18 protein-coding genes are annotated in these 22,513 nt (G+C 49.0%); all 18 read right to left on the bottom strand.

What is annotated here, in order from left to right; translation table 11 throughout:
* Positions 1-69: 69 nt before the first annotated feature.
* The 18 genes from HMPREF9429_RS05040 to murA all read right to left on the bottom strand — a co-directional run bounded on the left by HMPREF9429_RS05040 (position 70) and on the right by murA (position 22,296).
* The gene (locus tag HMPREF9429_RS05040; RefSeq protein WP_040773878.1) at positions 70-978 is read right to left on the bottom strand and encodes a lysophospholipid acyltransferase family protein; all 909 of its coding nucleotides are present in this window, start codon (positions 976-978) and stop codon (positions 70-72) included.
* Between the two features lie 9 nt (positions 979-987).
* Positions 988-2,010, bottom strand: coding sequence for a UDP-3-O-(3-hydroxymyristoyl)glucosamine N-acyltransferase (lpxD, locus tag HMPREF9429_RS05035; RefSeq protein WP_006942137.1), 1,023 nt, complete (start codon positions 2,008-2,010; stop codon positions 988-990).
* Positions 2,011-2,024: 14 nt separating this feature from the next.
* Complete coding sequence (locus tag HMPREF9429_RS05030) at positions 2,025-2,444, bottom strand: OmpH family outer membrane protein (protein WP_006942136.1); 420 nt, start codon at positions 2,442-2,444, stop codon at positions 2,025-2,027.
* A gap of 16 nt (positions 2,445-2,460) precedes the next feature.
* Positions 2,461-3,399, bottom strand: a complete 939-nt coding sequence (locus HMPREF9429_RS05025; RefSeq protein ID WP_040774253.1) for a protein kinase family protein — start codon at positions 3,397-3,399, stop codon at positions 2,461-2,463.
* A 5-nt stretch (positions 3,400-3,404) separates the two neighbouring features.
* Entirely contained in the window at positions 3,405-3,881 is a 477-nt protein-coding gene (locus tag HMPREF9429_RS05020; protein WP_006942134.1) for an OmpH family outer membrane protein, read from the bottom strand.
* A 15-nt stretch (positions 3,882-3,896) separates the two neighbouring features.
* Complete coding sequence (locus HMPREF9429_RS05015; protein WP_006942133.1) at positions 3,897-5,066, bottom strand: hypothetical protein; 1,170 nt, start codon at positions 5,064-5,066, stop codon at positions 3,897-3,899.
* Between the two features lie 139 nt (positions 5,067-5,205).
* Positions 5,206-7,428 (bottom strand): BamA/OMP85 family outer membrane protein, encoded by a 2,223-nt coding sequence (locus HMPREF9429_RS05010; protein WP_006942132.1) that lies wholly within the window; start codon positions 7,426-7,428, stop codon positions 5,206-5,208.
* Between the two features lie 13 nt (positions 7,429-7,441).
* Positions 7,442-7,990, bottom strand: coding sequence for a hypothetical protein (locus HMPREF9429_RS05005; protein WP_006942129.1), 549 nt, complete (start codon positions 7,988-7,990; stop codon positions 7,442-7,444).
* Between the two features lie 136 nt (positions 7,991-8,126).
* The gene (locus tag HMPREF9429_RS05000; RefSeq protein ID WP_198005683.1) at positions 8,127-8,759 is read right to left on the bottom strand and encodes a sigma-70 family RNA polymerase sigma factor; all 633 of its coding nucleotides are present in this window, start codon (positions 8,757-8,759) and stop codon (positions 8,127-8,129) included.
* Positions 8,760-8,789: 30 nt separating this feature from the next.
* Complete coding sequence (locus HMPREF9429_RS04995; RefSeq protein ID WP_006942126.1) at positions 8,790-13,082, bottom strand: translocation/assembly module TamB domain-containing protein; 4,293 nt, start codon at positions 13,080-13,082, stop codon at positions 8,790-8,792.
* Positions 13,083-13,160: 78 nt separating this feature from the next.
* The gene (locus HMPREF9429_RS04990; protein ID WP_040773869.1) at positions 13,161-14,684 is read right to left on the bottom strand and encodes a TolC family protein; all 1,524 of its coding nucleotides are present in this window, start codon (positions 14,682-14,684) and stop codon (positions 13,161-13,163) included.
* 31 nt (positions 14,685-14,715) lie between these two features.
* Entirely contained in the window at positions 14,716-15,951 is a 1,236-nt protein-coding gene (locus tag HMPREF9429_RS04985) for an MlaD family protein (RefSeq protein WP_006942116.1), read from the bottom strand.
* Positions 15,951-16,700, bottom strand: a complete 750-nt coding sequence (locus HMPREF9429_RS04980) for an ABC transporter ATP-binding protein (RefSeq protein ID WP_006942115.1) — start codon at positions 16,698-16,700, stop codon at positions 15,951-15,953. Before HMPREF9429_RS04980 ends, HMPREF9429_RS04985 begins: the two co-directional genes overlap by 1 nt.
* 9 nt (positions 16,701-16,709) lie before the next feature.
* On the bottom strand, positions 16,710-17,504 hold the full coding sequence (locus HMPREF9429_RS04975; RefSeq protein ID WP_006942114.1) for an MlaE family ABC transporter permease: 795 nt from the start codon (positions 17,502-17,504) through the stop codon (positions 16,710-16,712).
* 151 nt (positions 17,505-17,655) lie between these two features.
* Positions 17,656-19,671 (bottom strand): SpoIVB peptidase S55 domain-containing protein, encoded by a 2,016-nt coding sequence (locus tag HMPREF9429_RS04970; protein WP_006942112.1) that lies wholly within the window; start codon positions 19,669-19,671, stop codon positions 17,656-17,658.
* Positions 19,672-19,674: 3 nt separating this feature from the next.
* A complete protein-coding gene (locus tag HMPREF9429_RS04965; protein ID WP_006942111.1) occupies positions 19,675-19,965 on the bottom strand; it encodes a biotin/lipoyl-containing protein in 291 nt (96 codons plus the stop codon).
* Between the two features lie 11 nt (positions 19,966-19,976).
* Complete coding sequence (gene mreB / locus HMPREF9429_RS04960) at positions 19,977-21,041, bottom strand: rod shape-determining protein (protein WP_006942110.1); 1,065 nt, start codon at positions 21,039-21,041, stop codon at positions 19,977-19,979.
* Positions 21,025-22,296, bottom strand: coding sequence for a UDP-N-acetylglucosamine 1-carboxyvinyltransferase (gene murA / locus HMPREF9429_RS04955; RefSeq protein ID WP_040773864.1), 1,272 nt, complete (start codon positions 22,294-22,296; stop codon positions 21,025-21,027). Before murA ends, mreB begins: the two co-directional genes overlap by 17 nt.
* Positions 22,297-22,513 lie beyond the last annotated feature (217 nt).

Genomic DNA, 22,513 nt, shown 5'->3' with positions numbered 1-22,513 from the left:
TTTGCATGCATTGTGACAAAAGAAAGGCACCGCAGAGGATCTTTTCGCCTCTCGGTGCCTTTTTCTTTTCTATTTGTTTCCTTCCGCCTTTTCTTTTTCCGCCAGGCGGTTCGTCCACTTCCAGCGGTTGTGTAACCAGAACCAGTCACTCGGATATTTACGAATATGAGCTTCTAAAATATCGTTGAGTTTCTGTGTTACTTCATAAATACGCTGTTTCTTTTCTTCTTTTGAAAGGGTCTCTCCTTCTGCAAAGACGTAAAGGGGAGCCTGTATTTCAATGTGATGGTGGTAAGGGCGGTCTTCGTGAATGAATACGGGATAAATGCCGTAGTTCTTCATGGCCGCCATCTTGGCCGGTCCGTCGGCCGTCAACGTGTCTCTGCCGAAGAGTTTTACATTAAGTCCCGTATAGCCCGGGTCCTGGTCCATGAGAAGGCCGATATATTTACCTTCCCCCAGAAAGCGAAGCATGTCCCGAATGCCCGTTTTATAGGTTACGTGCTGCTTCATCATCGTCCGATATTCGTTAATAAATTCATCGGATCCGCTACTTTGCTGCTGAGCTACGGAAATGACCGGATAGTCACTCATAGCCAACCAGGCACCTAGAAGTTCCCAATTGCCTGCATGAGATGCCATGAGCACGGCACCTTCACCGCTTTCTTTCAATCGGTCCAAATATTCTTTGCCCGTAACGGTAAATTTTTCAAAAAACCCTTTTTTCACCAAATTCGGATAGGTCAAGACTTCGACAATCATAGGCCCGAATCGCAGGCTGCTCGCCTTGGCAATAGCCATGGCCTCTGCCGGTGAATCGGTGAGTTTACAATCCAATATTTGTTTTTGTGCCAATACCTTGCGTCGCTTGGGCACAAAGGTCCAAAAAAAGACACCCATTCCTCGTCCTAAAGCCTGTTGCCAACTGACGGGCAGATGACAGATGAGGAAGCTGAGGATTTTCATGAATCGGTACATACAAACCTCTTACTTTTTTTCTTCCAGTTCGGCAATCCGTTTTTCCAAAGCTTTGACGGTCTTTGCCAAATCGGGGAGTTTTTTAATATATACCTGTGTGCGGCTCCATTCAATGTGAGGACGTGCCGGGAAGCCGGCATTTACCGTATTGCTGGCCACATTGCCTACAATGCCGGACTTACCGGCAAAGGTAACGTTATCCCCAATGGTAATATGTCCCGTACAACCGGTCTGGCCGGCAAAGATAACGTGATTTCCCACCTTTGTACTGCCGGCAATGCCTGTCTGCGCAATGACGAAGCAGTCTTCACCGATTTCCACATTGTGTCCCAAATGGACGAGGTTGTCTATTTTCGTACCTCGACCGACCTTCGTGCTGCCTAAGGTGCCGTTATCAATAGTCGTGCAGGCACCGATTTCCACGTCATCACCGATAGTAACATTGCCGATTTGGGGAATGCGCGTGTGCTTGCCGTCTTTGGTAGCAAAGCCGAAACCTTCACCGCCGATAACCGCATGGGCCCGAATAACCGCATTATCTCCCATAACCGTATTTTCCATAATCACGGCACCGGGATAAATAGCCGCATTGGCACCGATGGTCACATTATCACCGATAAACACATAGGGATAAATAACACTGCCTGCGCCGATACGTACGTTTTTACCGATAACCGCATAAGCCATAACGGCCGTATTTTCGCCGATGGTTGCACTCTCATCGACAACCGCCGTGGGATGAATGCCCTGTTTCACACTCTGTCTGGGATGAAAGAGTTCCAACAATTTGGAAAAAGCCAGACGGGGATTTTCCACAAGAACAAGGGTGTTATCTCCTGCCGGATATTCTTTCTCCGTAATAACAGCCCCGGCATGAACCTGAGGTAAGTATTCCGTATACGGTTCGACGGCAAAAGAAATGTCGTCGCTCCCGGCTTCGGCCAATCCTTTGAAATCGGAAATCTCCCGATTTTCATCGCCTATAACCGTGCCGCCTAAAAATTGTGCCAACTCTTTTACCGTCTTTTTCACACTAACACACCTCTTTATTGTAATTTCGCAATTACTTCGTCCGTCACGTCGATACCGCCGTTAGGTACGGCTCTTTTATCAACAATAATGCCGACTTCCTTATCTTTAGCAATTTCCGCCAACTTCTGATCCAAATCGGACTTAAATTGACGTTGCAGGCCGGCACTGTAAATATCCAGCTCCTGCTTTTGTTTCTGCTGTTCCTTTTGGAAGTCTTCATCACTCATGGACAGTTTTTCTTCTGCCAACTTTTTATTGATTTCCTGAACCTTCTGTTCGTGTTTTTCTACATACTGCTTAGCCAGGGGTGCTTCTTTTTGCACTCTCTGTGTATCGACAACACCGACTTTGTCGGCACTGCCGCAACCTGCCAAGATTCCTGCCGTCAAAACGGTAAGAATCAGGGCCGTAAGTTTTTTCTTTGCACCTTTCATTCTTCGGGCCTCCCTGTTATGCCAGCTTGGCAATAATATCATCAGTCACGTCTTCTGCCGTACCGATGCCTACATAATCGCTGAAAATCATGTCAATTCCCTGCTCTTGTGCCACCCGTGCGGCGCAATGGCGAATATCATCCATAATCTTTGCCTTTTCGTCATCCATTTCCTGCTTTTTCGCATCAAGCTTGGACTTCCATTCATCATTCCAAATCGCCGGGTCCGGTGTATTTTGAAGTCCTGCCAATTGAGTCTTTAACAAGTTATCGTTCGTATCCTGGCGACTTTGCAACTCTGCCCGTTGGGCTTCTACATAGTCTTGTAACTCTTTTTTAGCCTTTTCTTTATAAGGAGCCATTTCGGCTTCCGCTTCCGCAACGGCCCGTGCCGAATCGGTACCGCCGTTTTTACGGAGCAGGGCAATCAACTCATTTCTGGCCGTTTCTCTCTGTTCCTTCGTCATGGCCAGTGTATTTAGTTGAAGCTGTAAATTGACAGCCTTCAGTCGATCCGCATCATTTAGAGACGGAAGGCGCTGCTCTTTTTCCTTTAACAAGGACTCGTACTTTTGCTGCAATGCACTGTTTAAGTCCGCCTCTTTCAACGCCGCCTTGGCCTTCAGTTCTTCTTCCGCCGCGGCCGCACCCATGAGGCTCATAGACTGAGCTTTTTGCAGAACTTGTCCGTCTTTTCCGGCTTGCTGCGTGTAATGCCACTGTTCGAACTGGTACTGTGCTACCATAGCATTATACTCCAGCTCCAACCGGTGATAGACGGCGTAATCGGGATGGCTCATCATAATATGCTCCGTATCGGCATAGGCATATACCGGTCCCTGTGTCGCCGATTCATCAGGTGCCTTGTGTTTCCAAGCATAGATACCCGCCAAAAGGCACAACACTAAAAGGACGATGGCTCCGCCTGCCGCCACGTTGCGTTTATTTTTATCCATCGACATTACTTGGACGATAATTGTTTAGCTACCTGGTCCGTAATGTCTTGACCGCCGTAGAGGACTACGCTCTTATCAACAACAAGGCTCAAGCCCTTAGTCGAAGCAACGCTGCCTACAGCTGTTTCCAATTTGTCTTTTAAGCCCTTTTGAATAGCTTCCTGCTTATCGGACATTTCGCCCTGCATCTTTTGGAAGAGTTGAGCTTTTTCTTCGTCCGACATATTGGCGGACTGTTCTTCAAACTGCTTCTGCATATCCTGGGAAGCCGTTTGTAATTCTTTCTGTGCGTTTACAATTGCTTCATTATCCGGTGCAAATACCTTGCTCGTGTCGACAACACCGATATTGCTGGACGGTGCGGCACTGACCGGGTTGCCCGTCTGCATAACAGCCATAGCCGCTACGGAGAGGACAAAAATTACGGCTACTGCAGCCGAGAAAATCTTTACATTCTTTTTCTTACCCATTTCTGCCATCATAGTCAAATTACTCCTTTACAAATAACCTATAACTCGGAGCCACTGGTCGTGTTCCGACACAATATATTCTAAGCCTACATAGTCGTGTAGTCTATAGTTAATTCCCAATTCTTCATCATGATTCGATATATCCCAATCAAAGCGCAAACTCCACCGACCTGCCAGCTTTTGCTTCAGCCACAGGTGGTGACTCTTATCTTCAGTCTCAAACTGATAACCCAGGGATGTCTTGTCCGAAAAGCGATAGAAATAGCCGGGAATCAGATTCCATTTCAACGTTGACGGTTTGAATTCGACTTCGCCGAAAAGCTCATGTCCTGAGCCGAACTTTCTGCCGATGTGAACTTTTGCAACCGTATCTTCGTCCTTCTTACCGCGACGCTTGTCGCCGTCACGACGCATATCGATGTACGCCGAAGCCTGAATATCGTAAAAATCGGTAAGCGATTTCAAGCGAATATCCAAATTCTCGCCTACTGTTAATTGCGGCTCTACTCGCAACTTGTACTTTTCTACAACCCATTGATCGGAAACGGTGCGGCTCACATCTTCCTGTATGTCTTTTTCATGACGCCGAATAAACGCAACAGGCAGGCCTTGAAGGCCTGCGTAGCGCGTTTCCATATGCTTTCGTGTATCGTAAAAAACGACTCGCGGAATGTTTTCCGTCTCTACCTTTACGTTTACATTACGCACAACGGGAAGTTTCGGCAAAAAGTATACGTCTACCTTCGCCGTCTTTCCGGGCGTAATAATCACGTGGGGATAAAACTCGGGAATCTGCCGCTCCAATTCGCTTTCAAGCACGTCCTTTACGGCTCCGCCGGCCCAATCGAGGGCATCTTCCGGAAGTCCGACGAGAACATTTTCCACCAAATTTTGAGCTCCCTGCACATCCTCTTTAGCCATGTTTTCAGCCAAAGGCGACAAGGCTCCGAAGTCGAGATTCAATGAAACGGTTTCTATCGTATTTCCCCAAGGTCGTACGACAACGTCTACCTCCGTTCGTTCACCCGGCCGAAGGGTCAGGTTCTCTACCGTATAGCCGATGAGGACGCGATCCATAATGTCATTCATCATACGATTGTACGTATCCGCATTCCGACCGACTTCACCGTCATCTCTATCCAGTAAAACTCTGCGGCCTACCGTTTCGATGCTGGCGGAAATTCGCTTAGCCGCCAAAGGCGGTACAGGTGCACCGGAAGACGCAAGACGTACGTCTACATCGTGAATCGAGGCAGCCGCCGCACCGGACCAACATAGGGCCGATACGACGACTCCTGCGAGTATTTTTTTCTCATCTGTCTCCCCCGCGGGTTGACTAGAATTTACCGCCGAAGCTGAAGTGGAACTTGCCGCCGTCCTTACCTACACCGTAGTCAAGACGAATAGGTCCGATAGGAGTCGTTACGCGCAAGCCCGCACCGACGGAATAATGAAGGCCTCTGCTTTCCTGGTACCAGGGAATCTTACCGGTGCCGCCCCAGGCTGCACCCATATCGGTAAAGAGCACGCCCTGTACCTTCTTGGCAATGGGGAACCGATATTCAACCGTAGCCGCATACATCTTGTTGCCGCGGAATTCATCATCTTCATAACCGCGAAGCGTATCGGCACCGCCCAAGGTAAAGAGGTCATTGTACGGCATGTCGCCTGTAGCGATACCGCCCATGAGTCGAACGGCAATGACGTGTTTTACGCCGACTTTATAATACAGTCTGTTTTCGATAATAAACTTGTAGTAATCGAAGTCGCCGCCCAAACCGTGACCGGCCCAAGTGCCTGTAAAGGACAAGCGTTTGCCGTGCATGGGATCGTAAATATTGTCACGGTTATCGAAAACATGGGACCACGTTACGCTGTTCGTCGTACCGAAGTTGTTGTCAATATAGTCACGGAATACGGGCAAGGAAGCAGGATTATGTCTCCAGGAATCGTAGTTGTTGGGACCGCCTTCATGGCTTAAATACTTGGTCTTCTTCGTTTCCAAGGTTACATAATCGCTTACATATTCACTGCGAACACGACCGTACGTCACATTGCCGCCCGTCGTTTTCTTGCGATATTCCGATACGGTGTTGCCCTTACCGTCATAATCGTCATATTCCGCTTCTCTGTCGTAAATACTCATGCCGATAGAGTCACCGTGGCTATTGAGCCAAGGATGTGTATACGAGAAGGTATAGTTTTTATTGGAATGAGTTTTACCGCCGAATTCCCAGTTCAGAGCCACCTTGTCGCCCGTACCGCGGAGGTTCGTTTCGCTTAAGCCCAAAATCCCTACCAAGCCGTCGGACTGAGAATAGCCGGCACCGACCGTAACGGAACCGGTCTTTTGTTCGGCCACGTCAATTTCCATAATAACGTCGTTAGCATTCTTTTCACCCTGGAAGAGACGGACATTGACGTCTTCGAAGTAGCCTGTATTGTAAATTCGTTCAATACTGCGGCTGGCCAGATTACGATTAAATACATCGCCCTGTTTAAAACGAAGTTCACGGCGAATAACGCGATCTTTCGTCTTCTTGTTGCCCTTAATATCAATGCGTTCCACATGGCCTTCGCTGATACCGATATGTAAGATACCGTTTTCATCCATGTTGACGGCCGTAACGTGGCTGAGGATATAACCCTGGTTTGCATAGTAGCGGTTCAGTTCGAAAATATCCTTGCTCACAATCGTCGAATTAAGAACCGTACCCGGTTGGATATGGAGCATCTTTTCGAGATCTTCGGACTTAATGGAGTCGTTGCCCGTAAATTCAATGCCCTTTAAAACGGGATTCATTTCCACTTCGTAATTAAGAGCTACCCCTTCAGGTACAGGAGTAAATACGGGTTTTACGGAAGCAAAGAGTCCCGACGATCCCAATACGTTCAAATCGTGGCGTACGTAGTTTGCTTCTATAGCATCACCGGAGCGCATGGCAAGACGGGGCAGGAACTTTTGAGCCAATGCCGGTTCAGGCAAGGGACCTATGGTAACAGTCGTAACAACTTTGCCGGCAACAGCCTGAGCCTGGTCATCCGTCAAGGCGTGAGAATACGGCAAAGCGGCTTCTTCATCTTGCGAAACGGTGGCAATGGGATAACCCGGAATCGAGGTATCCACCTGCACATCGCCAAGACCGCCTACATAAGGAATGCTACCGCTTTCTACCACATCGGCAGGCACGGGAGCCGCCTGTCGTTCCGGTTCTGCCGGCGCTGCAACAGGAGCGGGAGCCGCCTGATCCGTCGCTTGCGGTTCTTCAGCAGGTTCATAACCCGTAGCACCGCTCGAAGCCGTCGTCGTCGATGCCGTCGCAGTTGTAGAAGTTGCTTCGGTCGCCGTCGGTTCGGCTTGAGTCGAATGCAAGGTAACCGGTTGTTCACCACGTTGAATAGCGGCCAGTTCCTCTGCCGATTCGTAACCGGTCAAGCCCGTAGTACCCGATGTCGTTACGCCCGTAGTGCCTACTGTCGTATCGGCTGCCCATACAGGGCAGGTCATAATGGCACTCACTGCCATAATAGCCAAAAGTTTCTTGTTCTGCGTCTTCATGCAAAATCCTCCGTTATTTTTGTATTGATTCAGTACTTCGCAGACTGTGTCGTGCTGCTTGTACGGTCTCTTGAACCTGTGCCGAAGTCATGACCTGACTTGCGGCCGGGGCACTCACCTGTTCCGGCTGAGTCGTATGTACACTTACTTGTGTATCCCCTTCAGTGTATGTCTGTACGGCTTCGCCGGTCTGTGCCGGCACCTGTACCGCCCCTTCTTGCCGAGGCGGTGCTTCGTAGCGGAGCGGTTCGGCTTTCACCCACTCCGTACCTACTTCCGAGGGCGGTGCCGTATAGGTAGCCCGAATCTCCCCGTGTCGTGCGGCTTGCCCCAAGGCCAACCAAAGCAAAGCGATAGCAATGGCCGTCGCCACGGCTCCGTAACGCATGAGATTCTTTCCTGCGCCGTGGTTTTTACGCAAATTTTTCATTTCCGCTTCAGCCAAAAGAAGACTTAGTTCCCCTTGTACATCCGAACTGCTGCGAAACGATTCTTCCGCCTTGTCTAACCAGACCTTGGCCGAGCGAACCCGCTCCGCCTTGTCCCGGTCGGTTTGCTTCATACGACATCCCCCCTTTCGGATGCATATAGAATCCGTCATAAAGGGTCAAAGTATTACTCCGATTATACCGTAAAACAGAGGAAATATCACTATTTTTCTGTGTATTTCTATGTTTTTTACCCTTATTTACCCGAAATTATTTATTTTTCTTCATCAAGCGGCCGAACATGCCTCGAATACGCCGCACGCCTCGCTTTTGTAAACGATATACATAAGGAAGACTCACATCCAAATCGGCAGCCACCGTCTTGGGTTGCCTGTCCTTCAAGTAAACGGCTTCCATAATGAACTGTTCCTTTTCGGGAAGACGTGCCATAAAAGCACCTACTTGTTCTAAAAGCAACTGTCTATTCGTACGATCGCCTAAATCTTCACTGTTATCAGACAGCATATCACCCAGGGTCAATCCGTTTTCATCCGGTTCATCCATAGACACATTGGCTGACTTGCCTTCTTTTTTCAACCAATCGACAATTTCCCCGCGAATACGGTGAACGGCATAGATTGAAAAGGCTACGCCCAACTTATAGTCATACCGTTCAACGGCTTCAATGAGTCCCAGATTCCCTTCTTGCAAAACATCGGCCATGTGTTCTTCGCCTACATGCCAACGCAGAGCCTCCCGAAAGACCAAGGGCTGATATTGCTCGATAAGTCGGCCCCGACTGTCCATGCAGCCTTCATCCTTATACGCCATCCAAAGCCGCTTTTCTTCATCAGGTTTTAATAATGTAATTTTTTGTAATTCTTCCAAATACGAACGGAGCAATATAACTCCTCCTTATATGAGCGGCACTATCTAAAAACTGTATCTCCAGCTGCCGCCTACATATGCATTCTTAGGAGAACGCCATGCATCCACACTGAATCTGCTTCCCAAATTATACTGCATGCCGACACGGTTGTCATTGTGATTAAGCCCGAAGGCGGCAGTTAACATGAAATTATTAAATAAATATTTACCCATTTCAATATTATAGTAGTTTTTATCATCCCCCGAATCATGGGCCGAAAGATCGAGATTTCCCGTCGTAACGGTCAACATATCAAGAGACAAGGCATCTTCCAATTTCTGCGTAACGCCCAAACTGTTCAGGGTAAAGCGAATACCGCTACCGAGTAGGGAATTCATATCATCGCTATTTAAAGAGCTGTCATGCTTATCTGCATTGCGCAACGTAATGAGCGAAATAATTTGTGTCCGTGACAAGGGCGGATCCGATTGGAAGTTCATGTCCATATCATCCGCCGGTCCCGTGAGATTCAAGAATACCGCATATTGACCGACACGCGTATTGGCCGACAGGTTTATGTAAGGAATGAAAGAGGTACCCTTAAATTCCGCCCGACCTTGAATGAGTTGGAAACGCGTATCCAAATAACGGACACTGCCGCGTGTTACGTCGAAGTGACCCGTGGCATAAGGGGATTTTACGGTGCCCTTAAAGGTCGCATCGCCGGTTACCCACACATCGTACAGGCCCGAATTATAGAAACGAACCTTGTCACCGGCCTTGACGGTTATATCAAGGGCCGCATTCATATCCGAATCGGACATAACCAGTGCCAGGGGGATATTGATAGTCGCATCGTGTACATCCATATTCCCGCTTATGAGAGGTAAATCCCCGTCTTTCGACACGGTCAGTTCTCCGTCGACAGGTCCTTTGTAGTAGTCACAGTCAAGAGCCAAGCCGTGGGCCCCCACGGTAAGACTGTAATCGGTAGGCGTCGTACCTTCCCATACCGCTTTACCCTTAACATCATAATGGCCTTTGTCGCCCTTGCCTTTCTTATCCATCGTGCCGTGACTTTCCAAGGTAGCCGAATTGCCGTTAAAGATGAGGTCACCGTTTACACTGTCCAAAGGATTGGAGATGCCCTTCAATTTGGCATATCCGTTTCGTACCGTCACGGAGCCGTTAAGTTGAGGATTCTGTACCGTACCGCCTACGACGATACGCCCCGTCATGGCGCCTTTGGCTTCTTCCACCCAAGGTGTCAGGAAAGCCAAGCCGTCAAGGCCTGCATTATCAAGACGTAATTCTACTTGAATGGGTCCGTCCGAAACATCATCTCTCAAGGCAGCCAGAGGAATGGTCCCTGAGGCCGTCGCCTTGTAAGGTGAACGGGTCAAGGACGCCTGATTCAGTGAAATAACGCCGTTTTTGACGTTAAAGAGGGCAAAGGCATCCGTAAAGGGGACACCGTTCAAGGTACCGCCCGTAAGCTGAACGGATCCTTCGGCCACGGGGTTATCACTCGTACCGCTCATATTTAAAGCAAAGTCGATTCGTGAATCGACAGGTACGGAATTCGAGCCTGTTACATCTTGCAAAATGGCCGTCGAAAAATTCTTAGCCGCAATTTGAATATTAACCGGACCGTGTACGGCATAGCTTCCCTGTGCCGCCAAAAGGCCGCCGTCTACGTGAAGAGACAGTTTGTTGACCTGTAAGATCCCTGCTTCAAAGGTTACATCAATATCCGACGGATCAATGTCGTATCCGTCCATTACGCCTTGCGTAATCTGTCCTTGAATATGAGCATTGGGATTATCCGTCGTGCCGTCAACGGAAATATTCCCGTCCAGACGTCCCGTAATCTTGGTAAGCGGAGCCTTGGTTATCTTAACGATATTTTCCAGACTGCCGCCGTCTACGGACGCACGGGCAATAATACGACCGTTTTTGCCGTTATGCATCAATTCGGCTTCATACTTGCCGTCGCCTTGGGTAAATCCGAAACGATGAAGTCGTAAAATACCGTCACCGTACGTGAAGTTCCCTGAAATATTATCCAGCGGCAAGTCGTTAACAACCAAAGATGCGCCTTTTACGGAACCGCCTACAGACGGATTATCCAAGGTGCCGCCTACATGGGCCTGTAAGTTGAGGGCTCCCTTCAAAGATACGTCTTTACGATGAATAAGCCGATCCGTTTCCAAATTCGCCCCGTCTACGTCGAGGTTTAACCGATCTCCTACAGTGCCGGAGAAGTGTACCGTCGCGTCATAAGCGGATACACTCCCGTTCGTCAATTCCCACACACCGTTGTCCATGCGGTAATCAGCCTGTACGTAGTCATAAAGATAGCCTTTGACGGAACCGTAAGAAAGAATGACCTTACCTTCAACGGACGGATTATCCGTCGTACCGCTTATATGGACCGTATTGTTAACCCAACCTGTAAATCCGGTCAGGTCTTTACCCGTAGCCTGTAGCACTTGTTCCAGACGTGCATGTTGCGTATCAATCTGCAAGTCCAAAATGCCGCTATCGAGATTTATGCTGCCGAATGCGCGATGTGAACCGTCTTTATAACGGTACGTCAAATCATCAATAACAATCTGTCGTCCCGTACCGTGCAAGTTGCCGTAAATATTGTCGAAACCCATGCCGTTAACAGCTCCGTCTGCAGCATTTAAATCCATACTCCAGATCGGCTCCGTACCGCTTACGTGAACAACAGCCGATACAGTCCCGCGTAAGTCCGCTCCTGCCAAGCCGGAGAACATATCCAGGGGAGCTCCCGTAATGATAAGGTTCCCGTCCGTCTGTTTGTCTGAAAAGCTGTAAGCGAAATCGCCACGGAGCGTACCGCTACCTACGAAACCGTGAATCCTCGTAAGTTGCAAGATCCCGTTACCGTAATGAACATCGGTCGAAAGGCCGTCCAAGGCTATGCCGTCGTAAGAAAGACCGTTCCCCTGTGCCTTGCCCTGAACAACCACCTTATTCAAATCATTCGTATTACCGCCGACAATGAAATCACCGCTTATAATAGCTCCCAAACCGACCGGAACGCCGGGCATATCACCTACGGAGACGGAGTCGGCGTGTAGCGTAGCTCCTATATCGCCGGATTCACTATTCCAACGACCGTCGGCCTGCAAAGTGCCGCCGTATAAGTTCGCCTCAAGGGATTGAAGGGTAGCCACATGATGAATGTAAGACACATCAGCCTTAGCCGAATCGACAGTAAAGCCGCTGTACGTTACATTATTCAGAATCACCTTTCCTTCAAGACCCAAGTCGGAGGGAGTCCCCCAAAGGCGACCGTGATAGCCGGCCGTCCCGCTTACATCCACATCTCGCCCTACAGTCAGGGCTCCCATATCTACCCGATCCGCATCGACTTTCAGGTCAAAAACGGGCACGTTACCGTTAATCTTAACAAGACCGGAAACGGCGACGGCCTGATCGTTTACCTTAGCGTGCACATCATTTAAGTGCAAATCCGTATCGAATAAACGGATTTGACCGGTTACATCGGAAACACGATAGTCACCGTATACAAATCCCAGATGATTCAAGTCGGCCTGACCTTCGGCAAACAGGCCGTCATGAGATTCCCTGATATGAAGAAAATATTCACCGACACCGCCTTCTGTCAGACTCACACCCGTATCGACCGGCACGTAAGAAGCGGCAAAGTTTGCCGAAAGACCGCTCCCCTTCACTTTAATATCATAATCACGCGCCGACAGGTAGTGTACCGAAAGGGACACATCCTGCCCGTCAACGGAGGCCGTTGCATCTCCGCGTACAGAAGGATAATCCGCTAAGGATACGGAACCGTTCACCTTTTCAACGACGGCCGTTTTCCCCTGTGCCGGAGCAACACGAAAAGTCCCGTCATGTATGAGAATATTCGAGCGCAGAGCCATCGGTTGATCGGGCGACTGCTTTTTGAATAATTTCGTTACATTCCAGGACTTATCCGTCGGATTTTGCCATACATGAAGAACGGGAGTCTTTACATCCACCAAATCGACAGCCCCTGCCGTATGGCCTGACGAAAGAGATGACACGACCGCCTTGAAAGGATTGATCGTAACGTCAACTTCCTCACTGTCCAGCACGCGTCTTCCCTGCGCATCCGAAACGGCGACGTCTGTAAAGACGACTTTCCCCGTAAGGGATATATGCATATCACTAAATGTCAGGGTGCCGTTTATCTTTTCATCGGCCAAGGACGTAATCATCTGCGGTAATCGGGGCCATAGAGCCGTGCGCATCCAAATAAAGGCGACGCCGAAAACCACCAAAAAGATGATAACGACACTTGTAAACAAGCGGTGTCTCTTCATGAATGGTAACTCCCGTATTTCATCTATAGACAAAGAGAGAATTGTAGCAAACAATTCTCTCTCTTATGTATTTATAACTTATGCATTCGTCGGAATAACCGCACCCGTACGAACGTCCATGCCCATTGCTTTTTCAAGAGTTGCAATGCCTACATTGTAGTCATAGAGAGCCTGAATGTTGTTCGTGCGAGCCTTATCCAAGTTAAGCTGAGCATCGAGAACATCCAAGTTAATGCCCACACCGGCCTGATAACGAACCGTAGCGATTTTGAAGCTTTCCGTAGCCTGGTTTACTACGGTCTGGGTAGCTTGTACACGCTGTGCTGCACTGCGAATAGCAAGATATGCCTGTTTTACTTCGAGTTGTACGGCTTCACGAATCTTCTGTTCATTTTCACGAGCCTTCGTGAAGGCTTCCTTAGCTTCTTTTGTCTTAGCCCTGGTGGCACCGCCGTCCCAAATGGGCAGGGATACGGTACCCTGGAGCTGCCAGCCTTTATTCTTAGTGCCCGGGAAGTCCGTGTCGAACCAGTTACGGCCTGCACCGACAGCTACGGTCGGGCGATACCCCGACTGAGCTACACCGATATTTTCATCCGCTTTTTCTACAGCTAAAGCCGCCTGTAATACTTCGGGACGATATTTCATAGCGTAGTCGAGAGCGTCTTCCAAAGACATGTTGTATTCATTAAACGGCAAACTGTGGTCCGCCAACTCCAACCGTGTATTAATAGGAAGTCCCAAAATATTATCTAAAGACGCTTCCGCATTGGCCACATTATTAGCTGCCGTTACGGCATCGGTCTTCGAGTTGGCCAAGGATACATCCGATGTCAGTACATCAAGTTTGGCAACGGTGCCGACGTTGTACTGTGCCGTTACATTACGAACGTGTCCTTCCAAATTCGTCACCGATGTATCATATACGTCTTTCAACTGTTTATACGCCAAGAGAGCGTAATATCCCTTAATGGCATTGAGTTTCGTCTGCTGTTCAACGCGCAGCACTTCTTCTTGTGCCGTCGTCTTACCCAACTTGGCAATTTCCGTCATGCCTTCTACCTTACCGCCCGTATACAAAGGAATGGACACACTGAGCCCGTTTGTAAAACGGTTACCGATTGTCGAGACCCCGGCAACACCCGTTTGCGACGAGCTGCGAGTAGCGGCAAAACTATAATTTACATTCGGCATCTTGCCGGCCCGTGCTTCGTTAATGGCATATTCAGCCGACTTCAAGTCATAGTGAGCCATTTTAATGTCCCGATTGTAATCCAAGGCCATGCCTACTGTACGGGGCAATGTAAGCTGTACCGCTTCATTGCGAGGCACGCGACCGACGACGATAACCGGATCGGCCTCTTTCTTTTTAGCCGCTTTTTCAGCTCGTTTTGCCATATCCGCATGAATTTGTTGCGACAATTTTTCACGTAACTCAGGCGATACATCAGATTTACGGCTGTCTGAAAGCTCTGCCGAAGCCGCATGTTTAACGATGTCCGTCGCATCTAAATGTTCCGTCGTGTCGGCTGCGCCCGCAGCGGCACTGATAGATGTAAGCATGATTGCTACTAAAATCTGCTTGGAAATTTTTTTATTCATTGCAAAACCTCCGTAACCGTATTCGGTCGTATTAGAAGACATAGTTAATCCCGTAATAATTACCGCCGTCGGATCTCGACATGGGGCGAGTAAATTGCCCCATAAGGAAGATGTGCGGATGAATCTGATATTGGGCCGTCAAACGATAACGCCAGTCGTTGGGGTCATACCCTTCAAGAGAAAAGCGAAACTTGCTGTGTGTAAAGAAATCGGCCCCTATACCGAACTTACCGTGTATCAACCCGGCCCTTGCGGCATAGTCTTTATAAGCTCTGCCGTATTGCAAATTAAGCTGCGTACCGTCTCCCACGTCTTCCGCACCGACAAGTGCGAAAGAGTCGCGACGGTATAACTTAAAATTTGCGCGACCGCTGACCTCGTTTCTCGTATCATTATACAACATGCCGGCTTCGCCTTCCATGTTCATACCGCCACCTCCGAGCAGGCCGTTTACCTTTTCGGAAATCTGTGCCGTATTATGCAAGGTTTTCCGAATGTCCGCACTGCTCTGCGGGTCCGTGGCGATATTTTCCATCTCCCCCGCAATGACCGTAAACCGGTCCGTAATAACCTTGATATTTTCCAGGGAACTGCGCATATCGGCGCTCATCTTTCCGTCGCCGTCCATGCGTTGTACCGATTCATTCAATTGTCCCGTAATAGCCGCCATATTGGCCGTCATCTGCTGTACATTACCGGCATTGGCCGCCAACATATCGTTTACATTGCCCGTAATTCCGGCAATATTTTGAATGGAGCCGCGCATAGCCCCCTGTGTCTTTTCGTCACCGATAACGGAGTTGACGTTTTTCATCATGTCGTTTACGTTGTTCAGCAACTTATTGGCATTATCCATAACATCGTCAACCGACTTGACCTTATCACCCTGTAAGGTACCGCCGTCTGTCACTAAATGTTGCGTATCCTGTCCGGGCGTAATAGACACCAGTTTTTCACCCATAAGACCGTCCGTCGTAATGACGGCCTTGGAGTCCTTCGGAATTTCCGTGCCTTTTTTCAGTTTCAAAGTCACTTCTACTCCGTCTTTACCGGCCGTTACGGATTCTACCTTGCCGACGTTGACGCCTACGTAGCGCACGGTATTACCGGCCTGTAACCCGTTGGCATCACTGAAAGCTACGTGTACCGTAAGTCCCGACGAACGAAACAAATCTGCATGGGACAAGCCAACGACTACAAAGAATAATAAGAGTACGCCGACAACGGTCATAATTCCGACCTTGACTTCCGCCGTCATATTCTTCATTATCTCTCGCCCCCTTCTCGTCCTTCTTTACCGCCTGTAATGAAATAGCGAACTTTTTCATTCGTCGTATTTTTAAATTCTTCCGTTGTTCCTATCATTTCAAATCTTCCGTTTTCCAAATACACCATTCTGTCAGCTACTGAAAAAGCCGACTCCATATCGTGTGTAACGACGACCGATAAAGGATGCATACTTTCCTGCATAGCCTTTATCAGACGACTGATGTCGTTGCTGCGCACCGGATCAAGACCCGCTGTCGGTTCATCGTATAAAATAATCTTCGGATTTAAGGCCACGGCCCGTGCCAGACTGACACGTTTTTTCATGCCCCCCGACAAGTCGTTGGGCATCATCTCTTCAATTCCGTCCAGCCCGACGGCGTGAAGCTTTTCGGCAACTATCTTATGAATCTCTTCTTCTTTCGTCTTTGTATGCTGCCTCAAACCGAAGGCCACGTTTTCACCGACTGTCATAGAGTCGAAGAGAGCTGAATACTGAAAGACCATACCCATATGGCGTCGAACTTCATCCATCTTTTCTTCCGAATAGTCCGTAATATCTTCGCCGTCAATGTATACCCTGCCGCTCGTCGGCTTTTGCAACCCCATAATAAGTCGTAAGGTCGTACTTTTGCCGGAGCCGCTGGCACCGATAACGGCCAGAGTTTCGCCGTCGTGAATATCCAAATTGACATGGTTCAAAATAATTCTGTCGTCATAAGCGACGGTTATATCTTCTAAACGTATCATAGGTCGCTCCTAGTATAAAATGACGGACAAAATATAATTCGTTATAAAAATAAAGATAATAGACGTAACGACGGATTTCGTCGTTGCCTGTCCTACCCCTTCGGCCCCACTCTTGGCGTGCATCCCTTCAAAACAAGCTACAAGGGCAATAATACCGCCGAAGACACCGGCCTTGATAAGACCGAAAAGGACATCACTGATTTCCGTAAAGAACTCGATGGAATGCATGTACGTATAATCCGTAAGTCCCGCACTGAAAACGGCTACACAATAGCCGCCGCCCGTACCGATGAGATAGCCGAAAAAGGTCAATAACGGAACCATAAACACGCAGGCAACAAAGCGCGGCACGACCAGATAGGCTACCGGGTCCGTAGCCATACAACGCAGTGCGTCAATTTGCTCCGTCACCTTCATCGTCCCGATTTCGGCCGTCATAGCCGCACCGACGCGGCCGGCTACGACAACACCCGTCAGAATGGGTCCCAATTCACGTCCCATGGCGACAGACATAATGCCGCCCAACGTCGACTGCGCTCCGTATCGCATGAGAATATCCACGATTTGCAGGGTCATAACCATGCCGGCAAAGAGCATAGTCAGAGCGACAATGGGAAATGAATCGACACCGAGGTGTGCCATTTGATTTATGGTCAAATCCCGACGAATACGGGGCATTTGTTTTATAGTTTGTCCGAAGAGAACGGAAATAACTCCGACTTCCTCGAAAATGTGCAGAGTAAAGCGTCCGATACGCTCCAATAGGTGTTGCAAAACTGCCTCCTTCAGACACTCTGTAACCATATATGGAAAACTATCGATAATTCTCCAGTTTTCATAAGGTTAATCATATCATGAACAAGAGTATTTTTCAAATGTTTTTCGCATTGAATCGCCGTTTTGAGCAGTTTTTTACGAAAAAAAGGAACGGATAATATCCGCTCCTTTTTCGCTCTCATGAAAACTTATTCATCCTTTTCGTCCGTAGTCGGGTCGGCATCCTTGTCGCCATGATTCTTTTGAGCGTCCGAGGCCGTCTTATCTTTATGAGACGACGCATTTTTATCGCCGTTTTACGGGCTTTCACATCATCCTTCTTCCCCGTTACGTCACTGTCTTCACCGTCCATCGATTCAACGAGACTGACTTGTCCGCTATGAGACTTTTTGCGCTTAGCCATCTCAGCATCCCGTTTGGCCGGTGTCATAACCTTAATGGTAATCTGCCCGTCGCCGTGAATAATATACGGCGTATCGACAACCGATTTGGCTTCGTCGTCATCGTCATGTTCGCTGAGAAGTTTCTTTTTCGGCTTCACCAGGGATTTGTCCGTTTCGACAGGTTCCTTCCCTTGAATCTTCAACTTCGCCGTTGTCGACTTTTCATCGTTGACCATGCTTACATTCTGTTCAAGGATTTCGATGACGATTTGGTTGTTTGAATCTTCTTCTTCGATTTTCTTTTTCAAGTCGGCGAAGTCCTTGTATGTTCTCAGGCGTTCAAGGATTTCATCCGTCAAATTATACTGCTGTTTCTGAATGAGGTACGGCAAAGGTACGACACCGCCGCCGCGTACTTCCAGAACCATGTCGCCCAGAGGCTGATCTTCCGGTACGACGAAGGACATATCTTTAATTTCGTCCTCGCCCCGATAGGGGTGAATCTTCACTTTAAAGTAAATCGTATCGCCGGGGCTGACGACAACGGGAGCCGCCGTAGCATCGACAATCCGAGCCGACTGTTTAGCCTGCGTAAGAGATATATCCGATTCTATGGATAAAATAGGATATTTAATAAATTCGTTGTGCTTCAAAATATCGAGGACATTATACAATTCGTCAATGGATTTTTCGTTAATATTATCTTCCGAATAATACATATTGTGACGAGTAATGCTCTTATCGTCACCGTCAGCCGAACGAATAGTGTAAGCAATGGTCGCTGTACCGCCGCCCTTACGGTCTATAGTCTGGTTTACCGTGTTATAGACCGTCGTCGACGCCAGAACGGGAGTCAACTCGCTGTCTTCAATAATTTTTACATGCTTCGTTTTAGCTGCCAGCGTATCCCTGTCGGATACATGAATAGTTACGGGAATACCCGGTGCGACGGCACCGTATTCACCGGCAATACCCGAGCCGCGGTCCTGATCGATTTTACCGACTTCCGCACCTACGGAGCCGAGTTTAAATGAGCTGTCATAGTTGTTTACAATCGTAAAAATATAAGCATTGTGCATAAAATAATCAATACTGCCGCGTTTTAAGAAAGGATGCCCGAAGGCGACGATATGCTTGTCGTCCACATACGTAACGGTACCGATGGCACCTAAGCGCATGTCGCCGTCTACGAAGGCTGCGGCAACGGAGCTGCCCGCTTCCAAAGGATAGGCCACGTTATCATCCCCTGCCGAGGCCGTGTCGACAGGTTGGAAGTTGTAGGACTTCAACTTGTCCTTCATCCACTGCATGGAAAGAGAATCGAATCCCGAAGCCATTAAGGGCGTGGCAATAGGTACCAATTGCGTTTCTCTGGCGTTAAATTCGGGGATCTCTTCCTTTGCCGGATCGTTCCAGAGCTTTACCATGTCTTCAATGGGTGTAATCATACCCATACGGGATTTGGTAAAGGACCACCCGTAAGCAACGGCACCGACAAGTTTCCCGTTAATATATACGGGACTTCCCGACATGCCCTGCGCAATACCGCCCGATTCTTCTATGAGGGGTCCCGAGAACTTGGCCAAAATCAAGTCCCCCGACGGGCCTGCATTTTTCATAATTCCCAGGACTTCTACCGGGAAGGTTTCTATCTTTCTGCCGTGAGCTACCGTCTTGGCATACCCTGTCATGCCCGGTTGAACATCCTTAACGGACATAAAGGTTTCGGCCTGAACCGAAAAAGCGGTAAGACAACAGAAAGCCGCCGTCATTGCTGCTGCAACACGGCGGAATTTCCGTAGTATATTCATCTCTTATTCCGCTTCCACCACAACTACCGTTTCGCCGGCATTAACTGTGCTGCCCGCTCCGACGGCAACGGATTTAACTACACCGGCCGACTGAGCTCGAGCTGCAGCCATAGGGCCTGTCAAGGTGTTGACCGTAAGCAGTACATCGCCTTCACGAACAACCGTACCTACAGCCGATACGGTCGTTACCGTACCGCTCAACACGGAAGTATATGCTACTTCTGCAGCGCTGACGGGCATCACGGCCATAGCGGCCAAGCCCAGTGCTACTATCATCTTTTTTAACTTTTTCATATTATCCACCTCTATGATTCGTAATAACTGTCTTTTAATCTGTCCATTTCCGCCAAAGCCTTGCCGGCTCCGTTTGCTACGGAAAGAAGGGGCGTGTCGCATAAATAAGCGGCCATCCCCGTGGCTCTTGCAATGAGACGATCAAAACCGTCCAAAAGAGCCCCGCCGCCGGTGAGGACAATGCCGTGGTCGGCAATGTCGGCCGCCAATTCGGGCGGCGTCTTTTCCAATATAGATACGACGGCATGGACAATACTGTCCAACGGCTCTTCCAGAGCCGTTCTTATTTCCTGCGAGTCCACATCGGCCTCTACAGGAAGTCCCGTTTCCGTACTGCGACCGCGCACGTCGGCCATAAAGTTGCGACCGTCCGCAATGGCCGTGCCGATGAGCATTTTTAACTCTTCGGCTGTACGATACCCGACGGTTACGGATTTATTTTTTTCCAAATAGCGAATAATCGCTTCATCGAAGGTATGACTGCCGATACGCAAGGATTCGCTGATAACGACACCGCTGAGGCTTAAAATAGCCACATTGGTCGTACCGCCGCCCAGGTCGACAACCATGGACCCGTTCGAATCGGCAATATCAAGACCTGCCCCGATGGCTGCCGCCAAGGGTTCTTCCATGACGACAATCTTACGGGCTCCGGCCTGCAATACCGCTTCCATAACGGCCCGTCGTTCTACGTTCGTCACACCCGAAGGAACGGATACGATGACGCGCGGCTTACTGAGCATGTAATTACCCGTCACCTTGCGCAGATAATGACGCAAAAGATACTCCGTCGCATCGTAATCGGCAATGACACCGTAGCTCACAGGATGATAGGTCCTCACATTGCGAGGCGACCGCCCCAACATAGCCTTGGCTTCCTTACCGACGGCGACAACACGGTTAAGTCGCTCGTCGACGGCAATAACGGCCGGTTCATTAATAACGACACCGCGGTTTTTAACATATACGACAATATTGGATGTCCCCAAATCAACGGCAATGTCCGTACCGAACCAACGGGACGGTGACAAATACCGCAACGGAGACAGAGTTTTTCGATTATTCTTCGTCTTCAACTCGGACTCGGACAATGTCTGCACCCAACCTTTGTAACTTGGCTACCAGATCGTCATAGCCTCTGTCTATGTGATGTAACGAGCCGATTTCCGTACGGCCTTCAGCCACGAGACCGGCCAGGACAAGTGCCGCGCCGGCACGCAGGTCCGTCGCATTGACGCGACCGCCAGCCAAGTGTTGCACCCCTTCAATAAAGGCACTGCGACCTTCAATACGGATTTTCGCACCCATTCGTTTAAATTCTTCAACATGCATAAAACGGTTTTCAAAAACTGTTTCCGTGACAATGCTGTTACCTTCGCAAATAGTTGCCAAGGCCATGAACTGCGCCTGCATATCCGTAGGAAAACCCGGATAAGGCAGGGTCTTTATTTCAACGGCTTTCAGCGGTCTCGTACCGATGACGCGAATACCGTCAATGTCTTCTTCAACCCGTGCGCCCACTTCCTTGAGCTTGGCAATGAGGGGTTTCAAGTGTTCGGACAAAGCGTTTTCTACATACACATTCCCCTGTGTCATAGCCGCACCGACCATAAAGGTCCCCGCTTCGATGCGATCGGGAATGACGGCATGAGCGGCGCCGCGTAATTCCTTAACGCCTTCAATACGAATGGTATTCGTCCCGGCACCGCGAATATTGGCACCCATGCTGTTAAGATACGTTGCCAAATCAACGATTTCCGGTTCTTCCGCCGCATTTTCAAGGACCGTCTTGCCTTCAGCCAAAGAGGCGGCCATAAGAATATTTTCCGTAGCTCCTACGCTGGGAAAGTCCAAGTAGATTCTCGCACCCTTCAAACCGTCAGGAACGGATGCTTCAATATCGCCGTCGGCCAAGTCAATAACCGCACCCATGGCTTCAAAGGCCTTTAGGTGCAAATCAATGGGTCTGGCCCCGATGGAACACCCGCCGGGAAGAGAGATTTTAGCATGCCGTTTCCGTGCAAGCAAGGGACCCATAACGAGGAAAGACGCACGCATGCGACGTACCAAATCGTACGGAGCCACGGTAGACGTAATATTCGTACCGTCCAGAACGAGTGTCCCCTTTTCGGGCGATTCCACTGCTACGCCTAAGGATTTAATAACCTCGCTAACCGTGTGGACATCGGCCAATTCCGGAATTTCCGTCAATGTCGACTTGCCTACTCCCAACATGGACGCAACGATAATGGGCAAAACGGCATTTTTAGCACCGCTGACCCGAACCGTACCGTTAAGCGGATTACCTCCGTGAACAATCAGTTTTTCCAACTCCGATGCCTCCCAATATATCTTCAATATACCTTTATATACATAGTTTTTACTCTAAACAATTTACCTTCCGGTCATAATTGCTAACAGATATTGTAACACAGAAAAGCGAAATCTGAAATACCCCGAAGAAGGGAGATAAAAGGATTTTCAGCAAGAAAAAAAGGACAGAATCCAAAAGATACCGCTCCTTTTCAGTCTGAGCGCAATACCTTTC

The sequence above is a fragment of the Megasphaera micronuciformis F0359 genome (genome assembly GCF_000165735.1).
Taxonomy (GTDB): Bacteria; Bacillota; Negativicutes; order Veillonellales; family Megasphaeraceae; genus Megasphaera; species Megasphaera micronuciformis.
This window is presented reverse-complemented; position numbering and strand designations above follow the sequence as displayed.

Coding starts and splice junctions, on each gene's coding strand:
- HMPREF9429_RS05040 (WP_040773878.1), bottom strand. CDS start 978: ATGTACCGATTCATGAAAATCCTCAGCTTCCTCATCTGTCATCTGCCC.
- HMPREF9429_RS04990 (WP_040773869.1), bottom strand. CDS start 14,684: ATGAATAAAAAAATTTCCAAGCAGATTTTAGTAGCAATCATGCTTACA.
- HMPREF9429_RS04965 (WP_006942111.1), bottom strand. CDS start 19,965: ATGAAAAAGTTAAAAAAGATGATAGTAGCACTGGGCTTGGCCGCTATG.
- HMPREF9429_RS04995 (WP_006942126.1), bottom strand. CDS start 13,082: ATGAAGAGACACCGCTTGTTTACAAGTGTCGTTATCATCTTTTTGGTG.
- HMPREF9429_RS05020 (WP_006942134.1), bottom strand. CDS start 3,881: ATGATGGCAGAAATGGGTAAGAAAAAGAATGTAAAGATTTTCTCGGCT.
- HMPREF9429_RS04970 (WP_006942112.1), bottom strand. CDS start 19,671: ATGAATATACTACGGAAATTCCGCCGTGTTGCAGCAGCAATGACGGCG.
- HMPREF9429_RS05030 (WP_006942136.1), bottom strand. CDS start 2,444: ATGAAAGGTGCAAAGAAAAAACTTACGGCCCTGATTCTTACCGTTTTG.
- HMPREF9429_RS05025 (WP_040774253.1), bottom strand. CDS start 3,399: ATGGATAAAAATAAACGCAACGTGGCGGCAGGCGGAGCCATCGTCCTT.
- HMPREF9429_RS05005 (WP_006942129.1), bottom strand. CDS start 7,990: ATGAAGCAAACCGACCGGGACAAGGCGGAGCGGGTTCGCTCGGCCAAG.
- HMPREF9429_RS04975 (WP_006942114.1), bottom strand. CDS start 17,504: ATGGTTACAGAGTGTCTGAAGGAGGCAGTTTTGCAACACCTATTGGAG.
- HMPREF9429_RS04980 (WP_006942115.1), bottom strand. CDS start 16,700: ATGATACGTTTAGAAGATATAACCGTCGCTTATGACGACAGAATTATT.
- HMPREF9429_RS05010 (WP_006942132.1), bottom strand. CDS start 7,428: ATGAAGACGCAGAACAAGAAACTTTTGGCTATTATGGCAGTGAGTGCC.
- HMPREF9429_RS04985 (WP_006942116.1), bottom strand. CDS start 15,951: ATGAAGAATATGACGGCGGAAGTCAAGGTCGGAATTATGACCGTTGTC.